Below are 20,653 nucleotides of genomic sequence, written 5' to 3' on the forward strand. Positions count from 1 at the left end.
GATGTATTGCGGCAGTCGCCTGCGCCAGGTCCTACTCCGAATAGCCTTGCGACGCTGGACGCGCATCGTGACGACGGCCCCACCACGGCAAATACGCGTTGTTTCCGCCGCGAGCGCGGAACCAGTTTTTGCTGGCGTCGATCGGTGTCAGCTTCGATGGCGCGACCACCACCACTGCAGTCGGATGCTCGGCGTCGGTCGTTCCCGCCACGAGCACGTTTCCACCGAGGTGATTCGCGCGACCGATCGCGAGTGCCACATTGGTCAAGGCCGCACCGGCCCCCATGTCACCGAGCAATGCCGACGTGTTGAAGGTATTTCCGCGAAGGTCGTTTTCCGGCAAGGCTTCCGCGAGTCCTTGCGAGAAGGCCGCAGCCCTTGCCGACGCGGCATCGCTGCCCTTGCCCGCGTCATGAATGACATAGTTCAGCGACGAAACCGTGACGCCGGCATTGCTTGCTGCCGCATCGATAATCGTCGATCTCCACGCATGCGCCGCACGCATTGCATCGTTGCTCCCGTCGAAATCCCGAAGGTTGCCCCGTGCGGCCTTGCCGATCCAGGCGAGCGGCTCTCGTTCGGTCTTCAAACCCGGACCCGCGAGGAACAGCACCACCATGTTTTCGTTGATCTGTTCGTCCTGCGGCGGAAAGCTCGGCGCGTCCCAGTTCATCACCCATGCGCTTTTGTCGGGGTGCGCGGCGAGGTAGTCCAGCGCAGCGTTCAGCGACGTGAAGCCGGCATTGCCCCGACCCGAGGTCACGTGCACATCGGGCGGCGTGTCACGACTCCATAGATCTTTTGCGGAGGGGTTGCCGATTTCATACGCACTCACCATTTCGTCGCGCAAGAACGCTCCGGCAGCTACCGGGTCGAGCCGGCCGGCAGGAAGTGCTAATTCGACACGCACCCCGGCCAGTTCGCGCCACTCTCTCTTGTACTTCGAGCTGACGGTGTAAAAATAGTCCGGGTTCATCACATAGCGCGTCCGAAACAACACGAGAAGTTCGCTAATATATTTCTCGTAGAAACCCACGAACGACTCGCGCCCCCGCGCCCCATCCGCCACGATAGAGATCGCCTGCAACGTCGAGTATTTTTGGGGATTTGTCCGCACCATATCGTCGTCGACGTTCGGCTTCACCAACCCGAGCGTCCACAGCAATTGCCACTCGGTCGGATAGTCACGGCGCTGCAGCGGATTGAGCCATTCAAGTCCGACTACCTGGGCAACGAACGGCGCGGCAGCCCCCTCTTCGACAGATGGCGCCAGCGCAGTACTCGTCTCGGCCCGCAACGGCGAGCCCGACAGAAGTGCCGCCATGGCGAGTGAGACGAATCCAAAGCGTCCGGCAAGAATGCGATACATGAATATTCCTGGTCGAACCGGCCAACGACGGAGGCCGGTTCGACAATTCATCCCCGTCCGGACGACGCCAGGCTCGAAATCAGCGTCGCGCCACACGATGTCTTGTGGCCATCGAATGCAGCGGGTTTGCCATCGACGATGACCTGCGGATCGCCTTCGGCGATAAAGCAGGCCTGATGGCCCGCGATCGGGCAGACACACGTATCACCGAGTCGGGCGACCGGCCGCCCCATCACTTCACTGACCGCGCTGCCAGTTACGACCTGCCCACCATGGCTCGTCGCGTCGCCGACTCGAATGATTCCGCGCATGCGTGCTCCTTATTCCGAATAGCCTTGCGATGCCGGACGCGCGTCATGACGGCGGCCCCACCACGGCAAGTACGCGTTGTTCTCCCCGCGTGCGCGGAACCAGTCCTTGCCTGCGTCGATCGGCGTCAGCTTCGAAGGCGCAACGACTACCACTGCCGTCGGATGCTCGGTGTCGGTCGTTCCTGCGACAAGCACGTTGCCGCCGAGGTGATTCGCCCGGCCGATCGCCAGCGCCACATCGGTCAGCGCCGCGCCAGCTCCCATGTCGCCGAGCAACGCCGATGTGTTGAAGGTCTGCGTACGGAAATCGTATTCCGGCAGCACTTCCGTCAGCGTCTGCGACAGCGAGGCAATCCGTGTCGATGCAGCATCGCTGCCCTTGCCTGCGTCGTGCACGATGTAATTCACCGACGACACCGGCACGCCTGCATTGATCGCCGCTTTATCGAGCGTCGACTTCCATGCCTGCACCGCGCGGCTCGCGCCTTGCTTCGCCTCGAAATCCTTGACGTTGCTTCGCGCGGCTTTGCCGATCCACGCAAGCGGCTCACGTTCCGTCTTCAGGTCCGGACCCGCCAGGAACAGCACCACCATGTTCTCGTTGATCTGTTCATCCTTCGGCGGAAAGCTGGGGGCGTCCCAGTTCATTACCCACACGCTTTTGTCGGGGTGGGCAGCCAGATAGTCCAGTGCCGCGTTCAGCGACGTGAAGCCGGCATTCCCCTGGCCCGTCGTCACATGCACATCGGGCGGCGTATCGTGACTCCATAGGTCTTTCGCGGACGGATTGCCGATCTCATACGCATTGGTCATTTCGTCACTCAAGAATGATCCGGCAAGCACCGGATCCAGACGCCCCTTCGGAATGGCGAGCTCGACGCGGACACCAGCCAATTCGCGCCACTCCTTTTTATTATCAGACTTTACCGTATAAAAATAATCAGAACTCGTTACATATCGAGCACGAAAAAGCACGAGCAATTTTCTAACATACTTCTTATAAAACCCAACAAATGACTCACTACCCCATTGACCATCGGCCACAATAGAAATTGCTTGCAACGTCGAATATTTCTTCGGATTTGCCCGAACCATATCGTCGTTGTTGTTCGGCTTCACCAATCCCAGCGTCCACAACAATTGCCACTCTGTCGGATAGTCACGCCTCTGCAGTGGATTCATCCACTCAAGGCCCACCACTTGAGCCACGAAAGGCTTGGACGGCTCTGCCCCCGCACCTGCGGAAGCCGATCCGGCAGCCGGCGCAGCGATCGCTTTCGGTGCTACAAGAACGGTCGTCAACGCCAACACCACAATTGCCAGAAGTCCCGGCAGCAGCACCAGTCGCTTCATCAATTCCCCCAAATTCAATAGCCCACCAGTCGAATCACCGGTCGAAGTCGCCAGTACAAGCGAAACGATAGAGGTTACGATCATCACAACGCATGCCATTCCTACACGACGAGGCCATGTGGCGATGATCGCTCTCACAGAATACCCCCGATCTTCAGGAAAAGCCCTCCATCGCGTTCGTCATATATCTTAGATGGCATCATTGCATCCTTGTCCTTCTTCACCCAATTCTGAAGGAAATCCTTTTTATATTTACCGTACGAGAGATATTCAGAAAATTTCTGACTCGGATGACTGTCATCCAGATCACCGATAAACCTCCAGTCAGCCTCAATGCGAAGCTTATAGAAATCAAGCTCCGTCAGATAGCAAAGACCAATTGCCACATCATAAGCGAGTGCCTTTTCAGCATGGTCCTTGTTGGTCATGATGGTCGAATGGTTGGTGGGGTTATTTTTGTCCCCACCGTTCAGAATCTGAAAAATCTCCTTGTTCCGCCATTCGGTGTAGTCAGCACTTGCTGACTCTGGATTGTCCTCTCCGACTACCTTTCCATCTTTGTCGACCCAGCGGCGATTTCCGGATCTCCGCGCCTCCATACGGAGAATGGAGTGATCCTCGTACCGCTGCGCAGCCTCGGATGCGGCATCCCCCTGCGCTTTCAGCGCGTCGCTTTCGGTCGCAAATTTTTCCGACTTCGTGTCGAAGTTGTCGTATGGGTCGTCATCCCGCTTACCCTCCTTATTGGCATCGCGGCCAGCCGACGGCGGATCGTAACCCTCGTTGAAGCGCCCTTCCTCGATCGGTTTCCCGTGCGCATCACAAGCGCCTGATGGTTTGCCGTAACGCAACGCCTTTGGAAAGAAGCGTGTTTCCTTGTCGAGCATCGGAGCCGTAATCGGGATTTCCCATTCTTTCGGCGGCAGGGCATTGACCTCCATGTCCGACAAGTTGAACAGGTAGAGGGCGGGGCTCGTTACAAACGTGACAAACTTCGCGAACCACCCCTCGTTGGAATGCATGCCTCGCGCAAAACCGTATCGCGCGGGCGGTGACGGGGGATACCAAAACCCCTCCGTTTTGTTCTTGCCACTACGCCAGTCATCCTCCCAATACCGGTATAGCTTATTGTCACCGCCGACCTCGAAATTCGACGCGAACACACGTTGCGAGAAAACACCCCACGCGTTCGTCGCACTGATCTCTTCGATATTCATGCCGCGCCATCCGATCCCTTGAACGGTCAGGGCGGAAATGACCTGATCATGCGGACAGCAATACAGTGTCACTCTTCCGTAGGTATTCTTCTGGTACAACCCGTGCGCCTCCCGGTCCTTGGCTGCGCTATACGGCTTCCCCCCGCACTCCGACGGTCTGGCGTTTTCCATCGCGCGATCGAGATCCTCCGCAGGCATCTCCAGATCGGCTCGAGCGCGCAGGATATCGAAGTACTCCCTCAGCGTTTCCTTGCGGGCGACATAAGTCTCGCGCCCCACGTGTCCGTTCTTGTCGCGTACCCCGCGCTGTGCCCAGGTATCGGTGAAGTTGCTCTCCACCAGGCTGTACGGCGGATTGGCAAGAACATAAGTGTCCGCCACGCAGCGTCCTTTCTTGCCCCACCGGTCCTCCACCTCCGGCAACCGGTCGCCGAGGAACGCAGCGGCAAGACCGATCATGTTTCCCTGGCTGTGGCACACGATCGTGATCGGCACGTCGGCCTGGCGCTTGCGGATCGATTCGACCAGGCGCGCAAGCCGTAGCGCACCCAGCACGCCATAGGTACGCGGCGGCGTCGAATAGATCTTGCGGTTGCCGATCGAATTCATATGCTGGACGGTCAACCAGAGAAAAAGCCGGTCGTGCAACCCGTCGTTCCACAGATCCGGCAGACTCGAACACCCGCCCGCGAACGGCCCGCCGCCCCAGTAATTCTTCTCGTTGAGCATGATCTTGTCGCCATACTCCTTCAGCTCCTCAGCATTGGCGGCATAGCCCCACCGGAAATGAATGACGGGAGAAAAGGACGGATCGGGCTTGATGTACGTCTTCGACGTCATTTCCGGATTCAGGAAGCCGTCGGACGTCAGGCTCTCGATATAGCTGACCGGCGTCATCTGCCCGGCCACTGGCCCGAAATGGAACAGTTGATCGTCATAGCGCCCCATGCGCCGGTTCAATCCGGCGCACAGCCCCTGCTCGGCGTCCTTGAACCATTCGCCCTCAGAATTCACCCCGTGCACGAAGATGACCACACCCGGCAGCGGCATCTGCATCACGCATTCGAGGTCGTTGCGATTGAACAGCGTCGTCCCCGCCCCACCGCCCACTGAAGTCTGCGACGCATCGTCAGCCGACGTTTGCCCGCTCGGGTTCTGCGCAAAGTTGTAGTTGAACATGTTGTTTTTCTTGAAGACTCAGCTCAGGTTCTCGACTTGAAGAAGCGCACCGCCAGTTGTTCGAACTGATCGCTGCTGACCGGCGCCAGCTTGCCTTGCGCATCGGTCTTCCCCTTGATCAACTCGCCCGACGCCTTGCGCACCTCGGCTTCCATGCCCTCGACCGGCTGCCCGTCGGTAGCCCGGACCAGCTTCGGCACGCGCCCCAGCGAGCCCTGGTCGAACTTCGGAAAATCGGCGCTCATGCTCGCCGGCCCGGCCCACGTATGCGACGCGGATTTGACGGTGAAACTCCCCGGACACCCGAGCTCGATATCGCCGCCATGCAGCTTCAGATACGCGCCGCCCGACGTCACGAACACGACCTGCTCGCTGGCCATGCCCGCGAGCTTGCCGCCCCCCGCCGTCATCTGGATGTTCTTCGCCGAGTCGATCTGCGTATCGTCGTTCTGGCTCTGCAGCGCCACCTTCCCCTGGTTGGCGATCGCCGAGACTCCCTCGCTGTGCGCGAACATCGCCACGCCATGCCCGGCCTGCAGGTTGATCCGCTGACCGCTCGTGTACTGAAGGTGGTTCTGCGCGACGACATCGACGTTGCCGCCCGCATGGGTCGTGACGGTCTTCGGTGTCGCCATGCTGATGCCGGCCGGCGCGGTGATGCCGATCGCGGCCATCGACGCGCCCGACGATTCACCGCCGCCGGACGCCTCGCCATTCGGCCAGCCCTTCACCGTGGTCATGAGCGAGTCGTGCGGCTGCGTATCGGGCGCCACGCCCTGGTGCTGGCCCGCATAGTCGCCGAGGCTCTTGAACAGCTCGACGCATTCCTGCATCAATTGCAGATACTCGTCCCGCGCAAGATGCCCGTCGCTCGCGCGCAGCCGTTCCCATGCAGAAATCAGCATCGCCTTGCCGCTGCGAATCGCTACGTGCGCATCGCTGCGCAATTCGGCGCCCTCGCCGCGCGCCGCACCCTGCCCGTTGTCGCGCGGCTGCGTCAGATAGCCGAGGTTCAGCTGACTGTACGCGTGCTCGCTCGCCAGCTGGCTGCTGATCTGGCCAGGCGTATCGTCGAAGCGGATCTGGTTGTAGCGCTGCCCCTTGATTTCCTTCGTCTTCGTGCCGGACAAGTAACGGTTGCCCGGCAGCGCGCCCGTATGGCTGAAGGTCGCCGGCATGTTCGGCCCGTTGGCCAGCACGCCCATCACGACGAGCCGGTCCGGATCGCCGCCGATATGGCCGATCAGCACCTCCATGCCGACGCGCGGCAACGTATTCGCGCCGAAACTCGGCCCGGCGAGCGCGCAGGCGACGCGCACCGGCGCGCTGTCGGACGGCGTGCCGCTCGTGCCGGCGCCCTGCGCGTGCGCGTGATCGTCCGCATTCAGCCCCTGGATCCGCACACGGATGCGACCCATTTCATCGCAGAACACCTCCTCGCCCTCCGGGCCGACGACGACGGCCGTCATCGGATGCACGGGTGGCAGGTCGACGTGGGGATCGTAGGCAGGCGTCAGCGGTACGCCGCGCCGCACGCACGAGAACGTGTTCTCGTAGCGCCTGTCGCTTTCATCGCCCGGCTTGCCGCTCACGTCGGCCGGCACCGCGTTGAACAGCACGCGGCTTGCCGCGAACAACGACTGCGCGCGCTCGTTCAGTTCCTTCGGCAGGTTGTTCCGCACGCGATGGTGAAGCGACGTGACGACGAACTGCCGCTGTTCGGCCGGCAAGGTGTCGAGCTGCGGATGCTCGGCAAGCGCAAACCAGTGACCGACGGCCAGATCGCGCACATTGCTCACGCCGTCGACGGATTCGGCACGCAGTTCATGCGCCAGCATCCGGTCCTTGCCGATCCGGTCGAGGTCGGACGACGAATCCCCCGCGTGCGGGATATCGATGACGGCGTCGGCCAGCAAGTGCCCGAGGTCGTTGCCGCCGTCGCCCTGGTCGACGATCGTCGCCTGTTCGGTTTGCGACATCCGGCCGGTCTTGTAATCCCATGTCGGCCGGACGATCTTGCCTGGGATCAGGCTGCGGCTCGTCGCCCACAGCGTGATCGAGTCGCGCTCTTCGGTGGCGGCGTCGCGGTGGTAACGGATGGTACCGGCGGCCGTCTCCGGCAGCTTCATCGAGTCGTCGGCGAAGACGAGCGTGTGAACCGGCGTGTCATGCGCGTTGCCGCTTGCCCGCTCGCCGGCCTTGCCCGCCTTGACGAATACGGTCGCACCGTCGCGCCGCAACAGCCGCCGGATGAAATGCGCGTCCGACTCGTTGACCTGCCGCGTCAGCTCGCGCGCCGGGTATCGTTCACCCTGCAGGCCGGACAGGTCGAATTCGAATGCGCCGGCGAGCGCCGGGCTGCGCTGGCGCCACTCCTGAAGCAGCACGCCCAGGATGTCGGGCAGGCTCTTGGAGCGAAACAGCCGCGAATTGGTCCGCCGCTCCATCACGGACAGCACGTCGCGAATCGTCAGTTGGTAGCAGGTCAGCGAACCGTCCGACTGTCCAGTGCGAACATCGGTGACAATGCCGTTGATGGTGTGCAGACGCCCGCGATCGGTCGTCATCTCGACGGAAACCGGCAGCCCGATGAAGCTGCGGATCGGGAGATCGGTCCGCGCGGACACGCAGGTCAGATGCCCGTCGACGCCCGTCATCAACCCTTCGCGGATGTCGGCATACTGAAGCGCAAGCACCTGCTCGAGCGTCTTCTGAGCGGGCCCCCAGTTCATGCGAACCGGCCGATTGTTCTGATCGACCACCCCGGACGCAAACGTGCGTAGCAATTCGGCTGTATTCACAGCGTGACTCTCAGGATTTTGTTTTACTTCGTTATTCGTCGAGCAATCACGCACGCCGGTCCGTCCTGGGAGTGCCGCTCGTCTGGTTTTCGGCGAGCATAGCAAATTTGTCAGGTTGATGACGGCTTTTTGACAGGATTTAGAATCCTTGTTGCAAGGTGGCCGCCGGATTCAAAAATTCACAGTCTTTCGAATCGATTCGGGCATCATCCAGCGGCACCCGACCATCGTCTCGGTGTCATCCGCGTACGTGCCGCATGCCCAATCCGGGCAGGACGAACGGCACGGATCGGTCACGAATCGTGAAATCCCATCGCCCGTCGAACCCGACGAACGTCGCGCTGAAATGCCGGTCGTCGGCCCACGTCAGGTCGTCCAGATAGAACGACGCATACATCGCGCCGACCGTGCGCTGCGCGAGCACCTTCAGTGGATCCTTCGACACGAGCGTGAACGTGACGGCTTCCTCGAACGGGCAGTCGTAGTCGGTGACGAGCAGATACGCGGCCGGCGTTTCGAACTGGCGCAACAGCACATAGCCGGAAACGGCGAGCGCGGAACGCACGCCATCGACCCGCACACGCGTGCGCGGCGGCCACGCTTCATACGGCCCGTCGTGCGTCTCGAGCGCGAAGCGATCGACCGGCGTCATCGCCGCACGGCCTTCAGCGTGCCGCTTTCCCGCTGCATCGCCGCGTCAGTGCGCGACCTTGCGATACAGCGCAACGTACGCCGCGAGCATCAGCAGCAGCGACCCGCTGACACGGTTCAGCCACTTCTCCCCGGCCGCTTTCCACACGCGGACCGAATGCACGCCCAGCAGCGCGTAACCGGTCATCCCGATCACGTCGATCGCGACGATCGTCGCCGCAAGGATCGCGTACTGCGGCGCGATCGCCTGTGACCGGTCGACGAACTGCGGCAGCAGCGCGGACATGAACAGGTAGTACTTCGGGTTGCTCATCGCGACGAAGAAGCTCTTCAGGAAAGCGGTCCGGCGATCGGGCGTCGCGGGTACGCACGCCTGCGCATCGGCAGGGCTGCCGCTCGACATCAGCATCCGGATGCCCACGTACGCGAGCCACGCCGCGCCGAGCAGCTTCAGCGTCACGAACGCCGTTTCGGACGCCTCGAGCAGCACGCCGAGGCCGAACCCGACCAGCGCGACGAGCACGACGTCCGCCGTGACGGCGCCGAGCATCCCGACCATCGCGTGACGCAATCCGTACCGCGAGCCGTTGCTCATCGCGAGCAACACCGTCGGGCCAGGCGTCGCGACGCCGACGGACAGGATCAGGGCAAAGGCGAGCAAGGCGGAGAGCGACATGGCGTGGCGTTCCTTCTGAAGAGAGCGATCCGAGCGGATGGCATCGTCGTTCACCAGCCACGCGGACAGAAATCGACACGCGCGATTTGTTACGACGAATGCGGCCGGTCAATGATCGCATGTTCATCGCGATCCCTGCGCAGCGGCTGAGCGCCGTCGATCCTGCACGGCGACCGCCCGCCTTCTCGAATAGTCAGTCGATCATTTAGTAAACGACAATCATTCGCGTTTACGCTAGACTCCGCCGCTCGATAAAAACCGCGCCCGCGACAGTACGGACGCGCCACGCCGCCCGGATTCCGATTTGCCGCCCTGGGATGGATCACCGACCACATCCGAATTGCGTCCCATGTCGACACTTTCGTTACCCGTCCGGCGTCTCACGCCGATTGCCTTCGGCATTGCGCTCGCCTGTACCGTCCCTGCCGTCGCCCTGGCCCAGCAGGCCACTTCCGCCGTCGGCGCCGCACCCGACGCGGCCGTGCTGCCGTCGATCAACGTGACCGGCGCCGCCGAGCCGCTGCCTGGCGACCTCGCGCCGACCTACGCAGGCGGCCAGGTCGCGCGCGGCGCGGATTTCGGCGTGCTCGGCCGGCAAAAGGCCAGCGACGTGCCGTTCAGCATGACCACCTACACGTCGAAACTGATCGAGGACCAGCAGGCACACACGCTCGCCGACGTGCTCGACAACGATCCGGCCGTGCGCAGCGCGTCCGGCTACGGCAATTTCTCCCAGGTGTTCGTCATCCGCGGTTTCACGCTCGCCGGCGACGACGTGTCGCTGAATGGCCTGTATGGCGTCACGCCGCGTCAGCTCGTCGAAACCGAGGCGGTCGAGCGTGTCGACGTGTTCAAGGGCGCGAATGCCTTCCTGAACGGCGCGTCGCCGGGCGGCTCGGCGATCGGCGGCGGCGTGAACCTGCAACTGAAGCGCGCGGACGACAAGCCGCTCACGCGCGTCACCGTCGACGGCGCCACATCCGGTTCGCTCGGCACGCATGTGGACATCGGCCGCCGCTTCGGCAGCGAAGGCCAGTTCGGCGTGCGCGTGAACCAGTCGATCAACGGCGGCGATACGGCCGTCGACGGCGAGCGCCGCCGCGACAACGTGACGGCCGTGTCGCTCGACTGGCGCGGCGACAAGCTGCGCCTGTACGGCGACTTCCTGTATCAGCGGCAACGGATCGACAACGGCCGCCCGGTCGTGCTGATCAGCGGCAACCAGTTGCCGGCCGTACCGTCCGCGACGCACAACTATGCGCAGCCGTGGAGCTTCAGCGAGCTCGAGGACACGATCGGCATCGTGCGCGCCGAGTACGATTTCCTGCCCGCGTGGACGGCCTACGTATCGGCCGGCGCGCGCCATACGAACGAACACGGCGACTATTACACGCCGACCTACTCGTCGTCCGGCACGACCGGCTCGCGCCTGAGCGTGCCGCACAAGGAAGATGCGCAATCGGCCGAAGCCGGCGTGCGCGGGCGCTTCACGACCGGCCCCGTGTCGCACTTCGTGACGGCCGGCGCGTCGTTCATCCGCATCGACAGCCAGTCCGCGTACACGATGTCGAGCGCATTCCCGACGACGCTCTACGATCCGGCGCCGGTTGCGTTCCCGGCGACCGCCTACTCGGGCGGCGACATGAACGATCCGGGCACGATCACGAAGACCTGGCTGCGCAGCTTCGCGGTGTCCGACACGCTCGGCTTCCTCGACGACCGCGTGCTGTTCACGATCGGCGCGCGCCGCCAGTCGATTTCGGTCGACAACTTCGACTACACGGGCGCGGTCACCACCACGTACACCGACGCGATCACGACGCCGGTATTCGGTCTCGTCGTGAAGCCCTGGCGCAACGTGTCGATCTTCGCGAACCGCAGCGAGGCGCTCGCGCAAGGCGAAGTCGCACCGAACACCGCGCGCAATGCGGGCCAGGCGCTGTCGCCGTTCCGGTCGAAGCAATACGAAGCCGGGATCCGCTACGACACCGACAAGTACGGCGCGTCGCTCGCGCTGTTCCAGATCGAGAAGCCGATGGCGTACACCGACCCGGCGTCGCAGTTGTTCGGCGCCGACGGCACGCAGCGGCACCGCGGCATCGAGACGGCCGTGTACGGCGAGCCGTGGAAAGGCGTGCGGTTGATCGCCGGTGCGACGTACCTCAAGGCGACGCTGCAGAACACGGCGGGCGGCGCGAACGACGGCAACCGGCCGATCGGCGTGCCGTCGTTCCTGTTCAACGCGAACGCCGAATACGATGTGCCGATGCTGAACGGACTCACGCTGACCGCGCGCTGGATCCACACGGGGCCGCAGTACCTGGACGTCGCGAACACGATGTCGATCCATGCATGGGACCGCTTCGATCTTGGTGCGCGATACGCGACGGACGTGTTCGGCAAGAAGACGACATTCCGCGCAACCGTGCGCAACGTCGCCAACAAGGCGTACTGGTCGTCGGCGACCGGCGGGTATCTGACGCAGGGCGAGCCGCGGTCGGTGTGGCTGTCGATGACGACGGATTTTTGACGGGCACCGAAGGGAGTGGCGGGCTGCCGCCAGAGTTTGCTATACTCTCGGTCTTCCGGAGAGATGGATGAGTGGTTTAAGTCGCACGCCTGGAAAGCGTGTATAGGTTAATCGCCTATCGGGGGTTCGAATCCCCCTCTCTCCGCCAGGATTCAATGCCCGCGCCAGCGGGCATTTTCGTTTCCGGAGAGAAGCGAGCCGATCGTTCGGCCTGCGCGGGGGATTCGAAGGGATTCGCCTGCAAGCGAATCCGCGGCCCGCGCCCGTGTGGGCGAATCCCCCTCTCCGCCGGCACACGGTAAAAACGGGCCTCTCGGCACGTTTTTTTATTTCTCCCTGCGAAAACGCACGCCAGTCGTCGGCGCAGGCTGCCCCGACGGGCTCTTGCTTCATTGTTCGCCCTCCCGCCGCGCGTCGTCGAACAGGGTCGAGGGAGCTGCCAATCCGGGTGACGGCACGCCTTTCGTCCACGTCTTCAATTCCGATTCGCCACGCTCACCCGCGCGGGCCACGCAGTTCAACTGCGGTTTCCATCGCGGCAATATCGTTTCAGCCTCGATGCGCCAATTAATCCGCCATTCAAAATCGAACGGCGATCGCATTCCGACGACTCATCCGGCCGCTTGGCACGATACGAACGCAGCATTGCATCCGACAGGACGATATCTCCCCCACCGCAGGCACGGCCGCCCTTCCAGCCATCATGCGAAACCGCGCAGCGATTCCCCGCGCGAACAGTCAACGCCTCAAACTTTCCGGCGCACGACCGTTAAACTGCTTTCCCGATAAACAATATCGACACACGCCGAGACCATGAAAAAGAAAACACGAATCGTGATCGCAGGAATCGCCATCGCCGCAGGCGTCGCTTCCAGTTACGCGAGCCCATACATCACGATGTATCAAATGCGATCGGCCATGACGGACAAGGATGCCGACTCGTTTTCGTCGCACGTCGACTTTCCGTCGCTGCGTGAAAGCCTGCGTGGTCAATTCTTGACCATGGTGCAATCGAAACTGGCGAATTCGCCCGATATGAAAGGCAATTCATTCGCCGGTCTGGGAATGATGGTGGCGATGGGTTTCGCGAATCAGCTCATCGACACGATGGTGACGCCGGCCGGCGTCATGACCATGATGGCCCAGGGAGCGGCCAAACCCACGCACCCCGCCGGTGTCCCGGCTGCCCCCGCATCGTCTGCCGCCCCGACGGAAGCGACTCACGCGGGTTCCGACAGCGGCGCGGCGCCGCACGAAGCCAACACGGCGCCGAAGGTCGACTATTCGGTACGCTACAAGAACTGGTCGACCGTCACCGCGACTGCGCGGAAAGGAACCGTCGACCAGGTGACGCTCGTATTCAAGCGTGACGGCCTCTGGTCGTGGAAGCTGAGCGGCATCGACCTGCCGATCGACCAGTTCGGTTCGAACTGATCGCCGGGCGTGCGACGCACGGCAGATCCCGAGCGCCGCACGCTAAAGATCCGCATTGATCTGACGATATAGGAGGTTTCGGCTCCGCGAGTCACGTCCATGCGATTCAGCCTGCGGTTCGTCATGACGGCCGGCATCTCGGCCATGCTGTCGGCGTGCGCGACGGTAACGTCCGCCCCGACGATCAGTACCACCGTGGCCGTCACATCGGCTCCGTCATCGCAGAAAGTACTACGCGACGGCGGGTCCGCAACCGACCTGTCGGTCGTCGGTCAGCCTGCGCCGACGTTCCACACGCTCCTTTCCGTTCGCGAATGCGTTGCCGGCAAATGCACCGCCGGCATCGCAAAGCCGGCGGTCGCGGTGACCGTCCAGCGCGTGTCCGAAGGGCAAGCGACCCTACGCTTCGCGGTGACGATGGATATCGCCGGCAGCCAGACGCTGAAATCGCAAACCGGCCAGGCAACGTCGGAAGTGACCCTGTCGATCCCGGCGGGCGCGACGCCGATTACCGATCAGTTTGCCGTTGACCGGGTCGCGACGATCAAGGTGGGCGAGTTTCGGCACGTGGCATTGCCACACGGCATTCGTGCCTATGTCTGCGTCGCGATCCCCAACGCAAACGGCATGACGGATGGAAGCTGCGATGTCGGTCGTGTGCAAACGGCCAAGAGTGCCGAACTCGGGACTTCCGCGCTCTGACCCGCGCCATACGACGCCCGCCCCTGCGTCACGGATGCCGGATGTAATCCACCAGCGCCCGCGTATATTCATCCGGCTTTCGATCGAGCAGACTCACGACGATCGCCACCGCAAACCCCGCCGGCACGCCGAACACGCCTGAGCTGATCGGCTCGATCCCGAACCACGTGCGCCCGGCGAACCCGGTCAGCTGCGTGAAGTACGGATAAGTCGACACGATGTAGTACACGCACACCGTCAACCCCGTCACCATCCCGGCGATCGCCCCGCGCGTCGTCGTGCGCTTCCAGAACACCCCGAGCACCAGCACCGGAAAGAAGCTCGACGCCGCCAGCGAAAACGCGGCACCGACGAGAAACAGGATCTTCCCCGTATTGAGCGACGCGACGTACGACGCGAACAGCGCGACACCGAGCAGCAGCACCTTCGAGATCGTCACGCGCCGCTGGCTCGACGCATCGGGCGCGACCATGCAGTAATAGACATCGTGCGACAGCGCGTTCGCGATCGTCAGCAACAGCCCATCCGCGGTCGACAGCGCCGCGGCCAGCGCACCGGCCGCGATCAGCCCCGACACGACATACGGCAGCCCCGCGATCTCCGGCGCGGCCAGCACGACCATGTCCGGCTGCATCTGGATTTCCGACCAGTGCACGATGCCGTCGCGAATCACCTCGACGACGCTGATCAGGTCCGGCTCGAAGTGATGCCATTGCGTGACCCACGCCGGCAATTCCGCGAACGGCCGCCCGACGAGGTTCGCGAGGATCTCGTACTTGATCAGCACCGCGAGCACCGGCACGCTCAGGTAGAACAGCGCGATGAAGAACAGCGTCCAGCCGACCGAGCGCCGTGCGGACGCGACCGACGTGGTCGTGTTGTAGCGCGTCAGGATGTGCGGCAGGCTCGCGGTGCCGAGCGACAGGCACAGCAGCAGCGCGAGAAAATTCCGCTCGCGCGGCTTGCGTTCGTCGTCGCTCGCGGCGGGAAACGGCTCGTGCATCGGCACGGGCGGCTCGGCACGGGCAAGCAGGTCGTCACGCGCCTGCGTCCACGCGACCCGCGCCGCCGCCGGATCGCGCGGGAAATCGGCCAGCTCGCGCTCGCGCTGGCTGATCTCGCGCAGCGGCCCGTTGTGACGCCGCAGGTCGGCGAGCTGGTCGGCAAGATGCCTGCGTGCGTCCGCATAGGACGCCGGCAGCCGGTCGAGCCGCGTCTGGATGTCCGCGGCTTGCCGGCGGTACGCGTCGCGCACCTGCTGCTCCCCGGACGCATCGCGCACCTGCGCCTCGCGCGCCGCGACGCGCTCCATCAGCTTGCCGTAGCTGAATTGCGGCACGGGACCGAGCCCGTTCTTCATCGCGATCAGCGACACCGGAATCAGGATCGCGCTGATCAGGATGATGTACTGCGCGACCTGCGTCCACGTGACCGCGCGCATCCCGCCGAGAAACGAGCACACGAGAATGCCCGCGAGCCCGCAGAAGATCCCGATCGCGAAATCGACGCCGATGAAGCGCGTCGCGATCAGGCCGATCCCCTGGATCTGCGCGACCAGATACACGAACGAGCACAGGATCGCCGCGCCGGCCGCGAGCGCGCGCACGGCCGTGCTCGAAAAGCGCGTGCCGAGAAAATCGGGAATCGTGTAGCGCGCGAGCTTGCGCACATACGGCGCGAGCAGGAACGCGACGAGGCAGAACCCGCCCGTCCAGCCCATCACGTACGCGAGCGCATCGTAGCCGGTGGAATAGAGCGATCCGGCCAGGCCGATGAACGACGCGGCCGACAGCCAGTCGGCCGCCGTCGCCATCCCGTTGAACGCGGACGGCACGCGCCGCCCGGCCACGTAGTATTCGACGAGATCGGACGTGCGCGACAACAGCCCGATCACCGCATACACGGCGATCGGCACGAACAGGAACACGTAGCCGATCCAGACGCCGGAGCCGGTCGCGCGCTCGATCCGCCACATCAGCAGCACGAACCCGAGAAAACCCAGCGTATAGAGCGCGTACGCGCGGATCAGTCGATGCGTCAGCATGAATCAGCGCCCGCCGTTCGGCGTGCCGGCGTGCGCCGCGTGGTCGTCGTATGCCCGGCGCAGCGCGCGGTCCGCGCGCTGCATCAGCCCGATGTAGACGACGATCAGCACGAGATACACGAGAATCGCCCCCTGCGCGCCGACATAGAACGGCAGGCTGAAGCCGGCGAAGTGGACGCCCGCGAGCGCGGGCCCGAAGAACGGCACGATGAACGACACCGAGAACCCGATCACCATCAGCACCGCGATCAGCGCGACGTTGAAACGCCAGTAGCGCGCATGGGCACGCGCGAGCGGCTCGGGAACGGGCGGTGGCGCAGCAGGCGCCGAACGGGTCGGAACGGTCATGCCGTTATGTAGCAAAAAGCCCCTGCGCGGGCAATCGGGATTGCCGCGCAGGGGCTCGTGCGCGAGACGCGCAGCCGGTACGATCAGCGCACTTCGGTGAGCTGTTCGAGGATGGCCGGGTTCTCGAGCGTGGACGTATCCTGCGTGATCGCCTCGCCCTTCGCGAGCGAACGCAGCAGGCGCCGCATGATCTTGCCCGAACGCGTCTTCGGCAGGTTGTCGCCGAAGCGGATGTCCTTCGGCTTCGCGATCGGCCCGATCTGCTTGCCGACCCAGTCACGCAGCGTCTTCGCCAGTGCCGCCGCTTCCTCGCCTTCCGGGCGCGAACGCTTCAGCACGACGAACGCAACGACCGCCTCGCCCGTCGTATCGTCCGGACGGCCGACCACGGCCGCCTCGGCCACGAGCTCGTGCGACACCAGCGCCGATTCGATCTCCATCGTGCCGAGCCGGTGACCCGACACGTTCAGCACGTCGTCGATCCGGCCCATGATCGTGAAGTAGCCGGTGTCCTTGTCGCGCACGGTGCCATCGCCGGCGAGATACAGGCGGCCGCCGAGTTCCTCGGGGTAGTAGCTCTTCTTGAAGCGCTCCGGGTCGCCCCAGATCGTGCGGATCATCGCAGGCCACGGACGCTTGACGACGAGGATGCCGCCCTGCCCGTTCGGCACGTCCTGGCCCGTCTCGTCGACCACCGCGGCCATGATGCCCGGCAGCGGCAGCGTGCACGAACCGGGCACGGTCGGCGTGGCGCCCGGCAGCGGCGTGATCATGTGGCCGCCCGTCTCGGTCTGCCACCACGTATCGACGATCGGGCAGCGCTCCTGGCCGACGTGCTTGTGATACCACATCCACGCTTCCGGATTGATCGGCTCGCCGACCGTGCCGATGATGCGCAGGCTCGACAGGTCGTAACTCTTCGGATGCACCTTGTCGTCGGCTTCGGCCGCCTTGATCAGCGAACGGATCGCGGTCGGCGCGGTGTAGAACACGGTAACCTTGTGATCGCCGATCATCTTCCAGAAACGGCCGGCGTCCGGGTAGGTCGGCACGCCTTCGAACACGACCTGCGTGCCGCCGCATGCGAGCGGACCATAGGTGATGTACGTGTGGCCCGTGACCCAGCCGATGTCGGCCGTGCACCAGAATACGTCGTCGGGTTTCCAGTCGAAGGTCCACTTCATCGTCTGCGCGGCCCACAGCAGGTAGCCGCCCGTGCTGTGCTGCACGCCCTTCGGCTTGCCGGTCGAGCCCGACGTATACAGGATGAACAGCGGATGCTCGGCGCCGACCCACTCCGGCGCGCACGTGTCGGACTCGCCGTCCGCGATGTCGTGCATCCACAGGTCGCGGTCCGCGTGCCAGTCGATCTTGCCGCCGGTGCGGCGATAGACGATCACGCTCTTCACCGCTTCGCAGCCGCCCATCGCGATCGCCTCGTCGGCGATGCTCTTGAGCGGCAGCGTCTTGCCGCCGCGTGCCTGCTCGTCGGCCGTGATCAGCGCGACCGCGCCGACGTCGACGAGCCGCTCGTTCAGCGATTTAGCGGAGAAGCCGCCGAACACGACCGAGTGCGTCGCGCCGATGCGCGCGCAGGCCTGCATCGCGACGATGCCTTCGATCGACATCGGAATATAGATGACGACGCGATCGCCCTTGCCGATCCCGCGCTTCTTCAGCGCATTCGCGAAGCGCGACACGCGGCCGAGCAGATCCGCATAGGTGACGCGCGTGACCGTGCCGTCGTCGGCCTCGAAGATCACCGCGACGCGCTCACCGTTGCCGGCTTCGACGTGACGGTCGAGGCAGTTGTACGACGCGTTCAGCTCGCCGTCGTCGAACCACTTGTAGAACGGCGCGTTGCTCTCGTCGAGCACCTTCGTGAACGGCTTGTGCCACGCGAGGCCTTCGCGCGCGAGACGCGCCCAGAAGCCCTCGTAATCCTGCTCGGCCTCGGCGGCGAGCGCACGGTAGGCCGGCATGCCGGAAATGGTCGCCGCCTTCTCGAGCGCCGCGGGCGGCGCGAACTGACGGGTTTCGTGAAGAACCGATTCAATCGCAGACATCGACTACCCCTTGGTGAACATGAATCCTCTGCATGGCGGCGCGATCATGCGCGCCGCGTGTCTTGGCCGGCGCATGCGCGCCGCTGTCTCCCACCCACCCGCACGCGGCCACGAAGGCTGCGCACGATGCTGCACCGCACCACATCACGCGAACGTGACCATGCGGCCCGGCAGTGTCCACGATAAGCGCTCGAACTTACCCGTCACTTACGCGGCAAGGTCGTTTCGTGCACCGGACGACATCGCATGACGGCCAGCTTTACGCTGTTACAACCGCGACCCTACAATCGTAACTGAACTCGCCTTCCGGATTCCAGCTTGAATCGCTACGCCCTCTTCCTCATCCTGTCGATGCTGTTCGTCGGCAGCAACGTCGGTATCGGTAAATCCATCGTTGCATTCGTCCCCGTCGCCATCCTCGCCACGCTGCGCTTCGTGATCGCGATCGCCGTGCTGTGGCCGCTGTTCAGCCCCGTGAAGATGCGCGCGGTCAAGCGCGGCGAGTGGCTGAACCTGTTCCTGCAGGCCTTCTTCGGCACCTTCATGTTCACGCTGCTGATGCTCAACGGCGTGCAGCGCACGAGCGCGGTGGCGGCCGGCGTCATCACGAGCACGATCCCGGCGATCGTCGCGCTGTTCGCGTGGCTGATCCTGCGTGAAAAACCGAACGGACGTGCGCTCGTGTCGATCGCGCTCGCGATCGCCGGCGTCGTGACGATCAACCTCGCCAACGGCGGTACAACCGGGCATGGCGCCCACGGCGACGCATCCGGCTCGCTGACCGGCAACCTGCTGATCCTCGGCGCGGTGTGCTGCGAATCGATCTACGTGATCCTGTCGCGCCGGCTCACGCAGACGCTCGCGCCGATCGACATCTGCGCGTATACCCATCTGTTCGGGCTGTGCCTGATGCTGCCGCTCGGCGCGACGGCGCTGTGGCATTTCGATTACGCGAGCGTGCCGGCCGGCACCTGGGCGCTCGTGGTCTGGTACGGCCTGTCGGCCAGCATCTTCTCGTTCTGGCTGTGGATGAAGGGCATCCGCCACGTGCCGGGCAGCCTCGCCGGCGTGTTCAGCGCGGTGCTGCCGATCGCTGCGGCCGCCTACGGCATCGCCTTCCTCGGCGAGCGCCCGACGCTCGCGCACGGCATCGCGCTCGCCTGCGTCGTCGCCGGCATCGTGCTCGCGAGCCTGCGCGTGAAACGCGTGCCGGCCGCCGCGTCCTGATCCGTCCCCGGCACCGCCGGCGCGTCGCTGCAGCCGCGCCGGCCGACGCGTTACAATAGCGCGCCTTTTCAAGATTACCCCCGATACCTGCGCACCGCGCCCGCACCGCCATCATGTCCGCCCCGCATTCGCCCGGCCGCCCCGCCCGTCGCCCGCTTCGTCCGCTTCCCGCCTTGATTTTCATGAGCCGCTGGCTCCAGGTTCCGCTTTACCTCGGCCTGATCGTCGCGCAGGCCGTCTACGTGTTCCTGTTCCTGAAGGAAGTCTGGCACCTGCTGTCGCATGCGACGGGCCTCGACGAAATCAGCGTCATGCTCGCGGTGCTCGGCCTGATCGACGTGGTGATGATCTCGAACCTGCTGATCATGGTGATCGTCGGCGGGTATGAAACGTTCGTGTCGCGCCTCGGCATCGAGGGCCATCCCGACGAGCCCGAGTGGCTCGACCACGTGAACGCGGGCGTGCTGAAGGTCAAGCTGTCGATGGCGCTGATCAGCATTTCGTCGATCCACCTGCTGAAGACCTTCATCAACCCCGACCAGCACACGATGCACGCGATCATGTGGCAGGTGATCATCCACGTGTCGTTCCTCGTGTCGGCGCTCGTGATGGCGTGGGTCGACCGCCTGACGACGCACACGCACCCGGCCCATTTCCACGAGACGCATGCGCCCGTCGCGGCTGCGTCCCGCAAGACGGCCGAAGCAGCCGTCAACGCATAAACGCATTCCCCACAGTCCTCACA

General features: G+C 63.9%; 16 protein-coding genes and 1 tRNA gene. 6 read left to right on the top strand and 11 right to left on the bottom strand.

Translation table 11 applies throughout. The features are described 5' to 3' along the window. Positions 1-31: 31 nt before the first annotated feature. The 7 genes from OHZ10_RS12000 to OHZ10_RS12030 form a co-directional block, all read right to left on the bottom strand. Positions 32-1,369, bottom strand: coding sequence for a virulence factor (locus OHZ10_RS12000; protein WP_342702577.1), 1,338 nt, complete (start codon positions 1,367-1,369; stop codon positions 32-34). Positions 1,370-1,416: 47 nt separating this feature from the next. Further along, on the bottom strand, positions 1,417-1,680 hold the full coding sequence (locus OHZ10_RS12005; RefSeq protein WP_081051805.1) for a PAAR domain-containing protein: 264 nt from the start codon (positions 1,678-1,680) through the stop codon (positions 1,417-1,419). 9 nt (positions 1,681-1,689) lie between these two features. Beyond that, the gene (locus tag OHZ10_RS12010; RefSeq protein ID WP_256085084.1) at positions 1,690-3,171 is read right to left on the bottom strand and encodes a virulence factor; all 1,482 of its coding nucleotides are present in this window, start codon (positions 3,169-3,171) and stop codon (positions 1,690-1,692) included. Then, complete coding sequence (locus OHZ10_RS12015; RefSeq protein ID WP_059233650.1) at positions 3,168-5,429, bottom strand: T6SS effector phospholipase Tle3 domain-containing protein; 2,262 nt, start codon at positions 5,427-5,429, stop codon at positions 3,168-3,170. The genes OHZ10_RS12010 and OHZ10_RS12015 overlap by 4 nt, the downstream gene beginning before the upstream one ends. A 23-nt stretch (positions 5,430-5,452) precedes the next feature. Next, the gene (locus OHZ10_RS12020; protein ID WP_342702579.1) at positions 5,453-8,230 is read right to left on the bottom strand and encodes a type VI secretion system Vgr family protein; all 2,778 of its coding nucleotides are present in this window, start codon (positions 8,228-8,230) and stop codon (positions 5,453-5,455) included. Positions 8,231-8,468: 238 nt separating this feature from the next. Next, a complete protein-coding gene (locus OHZ10_RS12025; RefSeq protein WP_059233648.1) occupies positions 8,469-8,882 on the bottom strand; it encodes a hypothetical protein in 414 nt (137 codons plus the stop codon). Positions 8,883-8,927: 45 nt separating this feature from the next. Further along, positions 8,928-9,557 (bottom strand): LysE family translocator, encoded by a 630-nt coding sequence (locus tag OHZ10_RS12030; RefSeq protein ID WP_342702581.1) that lies wholly within the window; start codon positions 9,555-9,557, stop codon positions 8,928-8,930. 349 nt (positions 9,558-9,906) lie between these two features. On the opposite strand from OHZ10_RS12030, the gene OHZ10_RS12035 reads away from it, so the two are divergent. Then, a complete protein-coding gene (locus tag OHZ10_RS12035; RefSeq protein WP_342702582.1) occupies positions 9,907-12,087 on the top strand; it encodes a TonB-dependent siderophore receptor in 2,181 nt (726 codons plus the stop codon). 57 nt (positions 12,088-12,144) lie between these two features. After that, positions 12,145-12,235: transfer RNA gene (locus tag OHZ10_RS12040), tRNA-Ser, on the top strand. A gap of 241 nt (positions 12,236-12,476) precedes the next feature. On the opposite strand, the gene OHZ10_RS12045 is transcribed toward OHZ10_RS12040, so the two are convergent. Next, positions 12,477-12,689: a hypothetical protein gene (locus OHZ10_RS12045; RefSeq protein ID WP_256085085.1), complete on the bottom strand. Its 213-nt coding sequence runs from the start codon at positions 12,687-12,689 to the stop codon at positions 12,477-12,479. A 211-nt stretch (positions 12,690-12,900) separates the two neighbouring features. Here OHZ10_RS12045 and OHZ10_RS12050 point away from each other — a divergent pair, with 211 nt between their 5' ends. Continuing rightward, positions 12,901-13,521, top strand: a complete 621-nt coding sequence (locus OHZ10_RS12050) for a DUF2939 domain-containing protein (protein WP_059233645.1) — start codon at positions 12,901-12,903, stop codon at positions 13,519-13,521. Between the two features lie 99 nt (positions 13,522-13,620). After that, the gene (locus OHZ10_RS12055; RefSeq protein WP_059233644.1) at positions 13,621-14,223 is read left to right on the top strand and encodes a hypothetical protein; all 603 of its coding nucleotides are present in this window, start codon (positions 13,621-13,623) and stop codon (positions 14,221-14,223) included. 28 nt (positions 14,224-14,251) lie between these two features. On the opposite strand, the gene OHZ10_RS12060 is transcribed toward OHZ10_RS12055, so the two are convergent. From OHZ10_RS12060 to acs, 3 genes are all read right to left on the bottom strand, one after another. Next, positions 14,252-16,267, bottom strand: a complete 2,016-nt coding sequence (locus OHZ10_RS12060; protein WP_059233643.1) for a sodium:solute symporter family protein — start codon at positions 16,265-16,267, stop codon at positions 14,252-14,254. A 3-nt stretch (positions 16,268-16,270) separates the two neighbouring features. Next, positions 16,271-16,615 carry a DUF4212 domain-containing protein gene (locus tag OHZ10_RS12065; RefSeq protein WP_342702584.1) on the bottom strand — a complete coding sequence of 115 codons (345 nt, stop codon included), beginning with the start codon at positions 16,613-16,615 and terminating at the stop codon, positions 16,271-16,273. Between the two features lie 83 nt (positions 16,616-16,698). Continuing rightward, positions 16,699-18,681, bottom strand: a complete 1,983-nt coding sequence (acs, locus tag OHZ10_RS12070; protein WP_174994536.1) for an acetate--CoA ligase — start codon at positions 18,679-18,681, stop codon at positions 16,699-16,701. Between the two features lie 318 nt (positions 18,682-18,999). Between acs and OHZ10_RS12075 the strand changes: the two genes are divergently transcribed. Then, positions 19,000-19,908, top strand: coding sequence for a DMT family transporter (locus OHZ10_RS12075; protein WP_174994537.1), 909 nt, complete (start codon positions 19,000-19,002; stop codon positions 19,906-19,908). Positions 19,909-20,021: 113 nt separating this feature from the next. Next, positions 20,022-20,630, top strand: coding sequence for a TIGR00645 family protein (locus OHZ10_RS12080; protein WP_059233639.1), 609 nt, complete (start codon positions 20,022-20,024; stop codon positions 20,628-20,630). Positions 20,631-20,653 lie beyond the last annotated feature (23 nt).

This window comes from Burkholderia arboris (assembly GCF_038723655.1).
GTDB lineage: Bacteria > Pseudomonadota > Gammaproteobacteria > Burkholderiales > Burkholderiaceae > Burkholderia > Burkholderia arboris.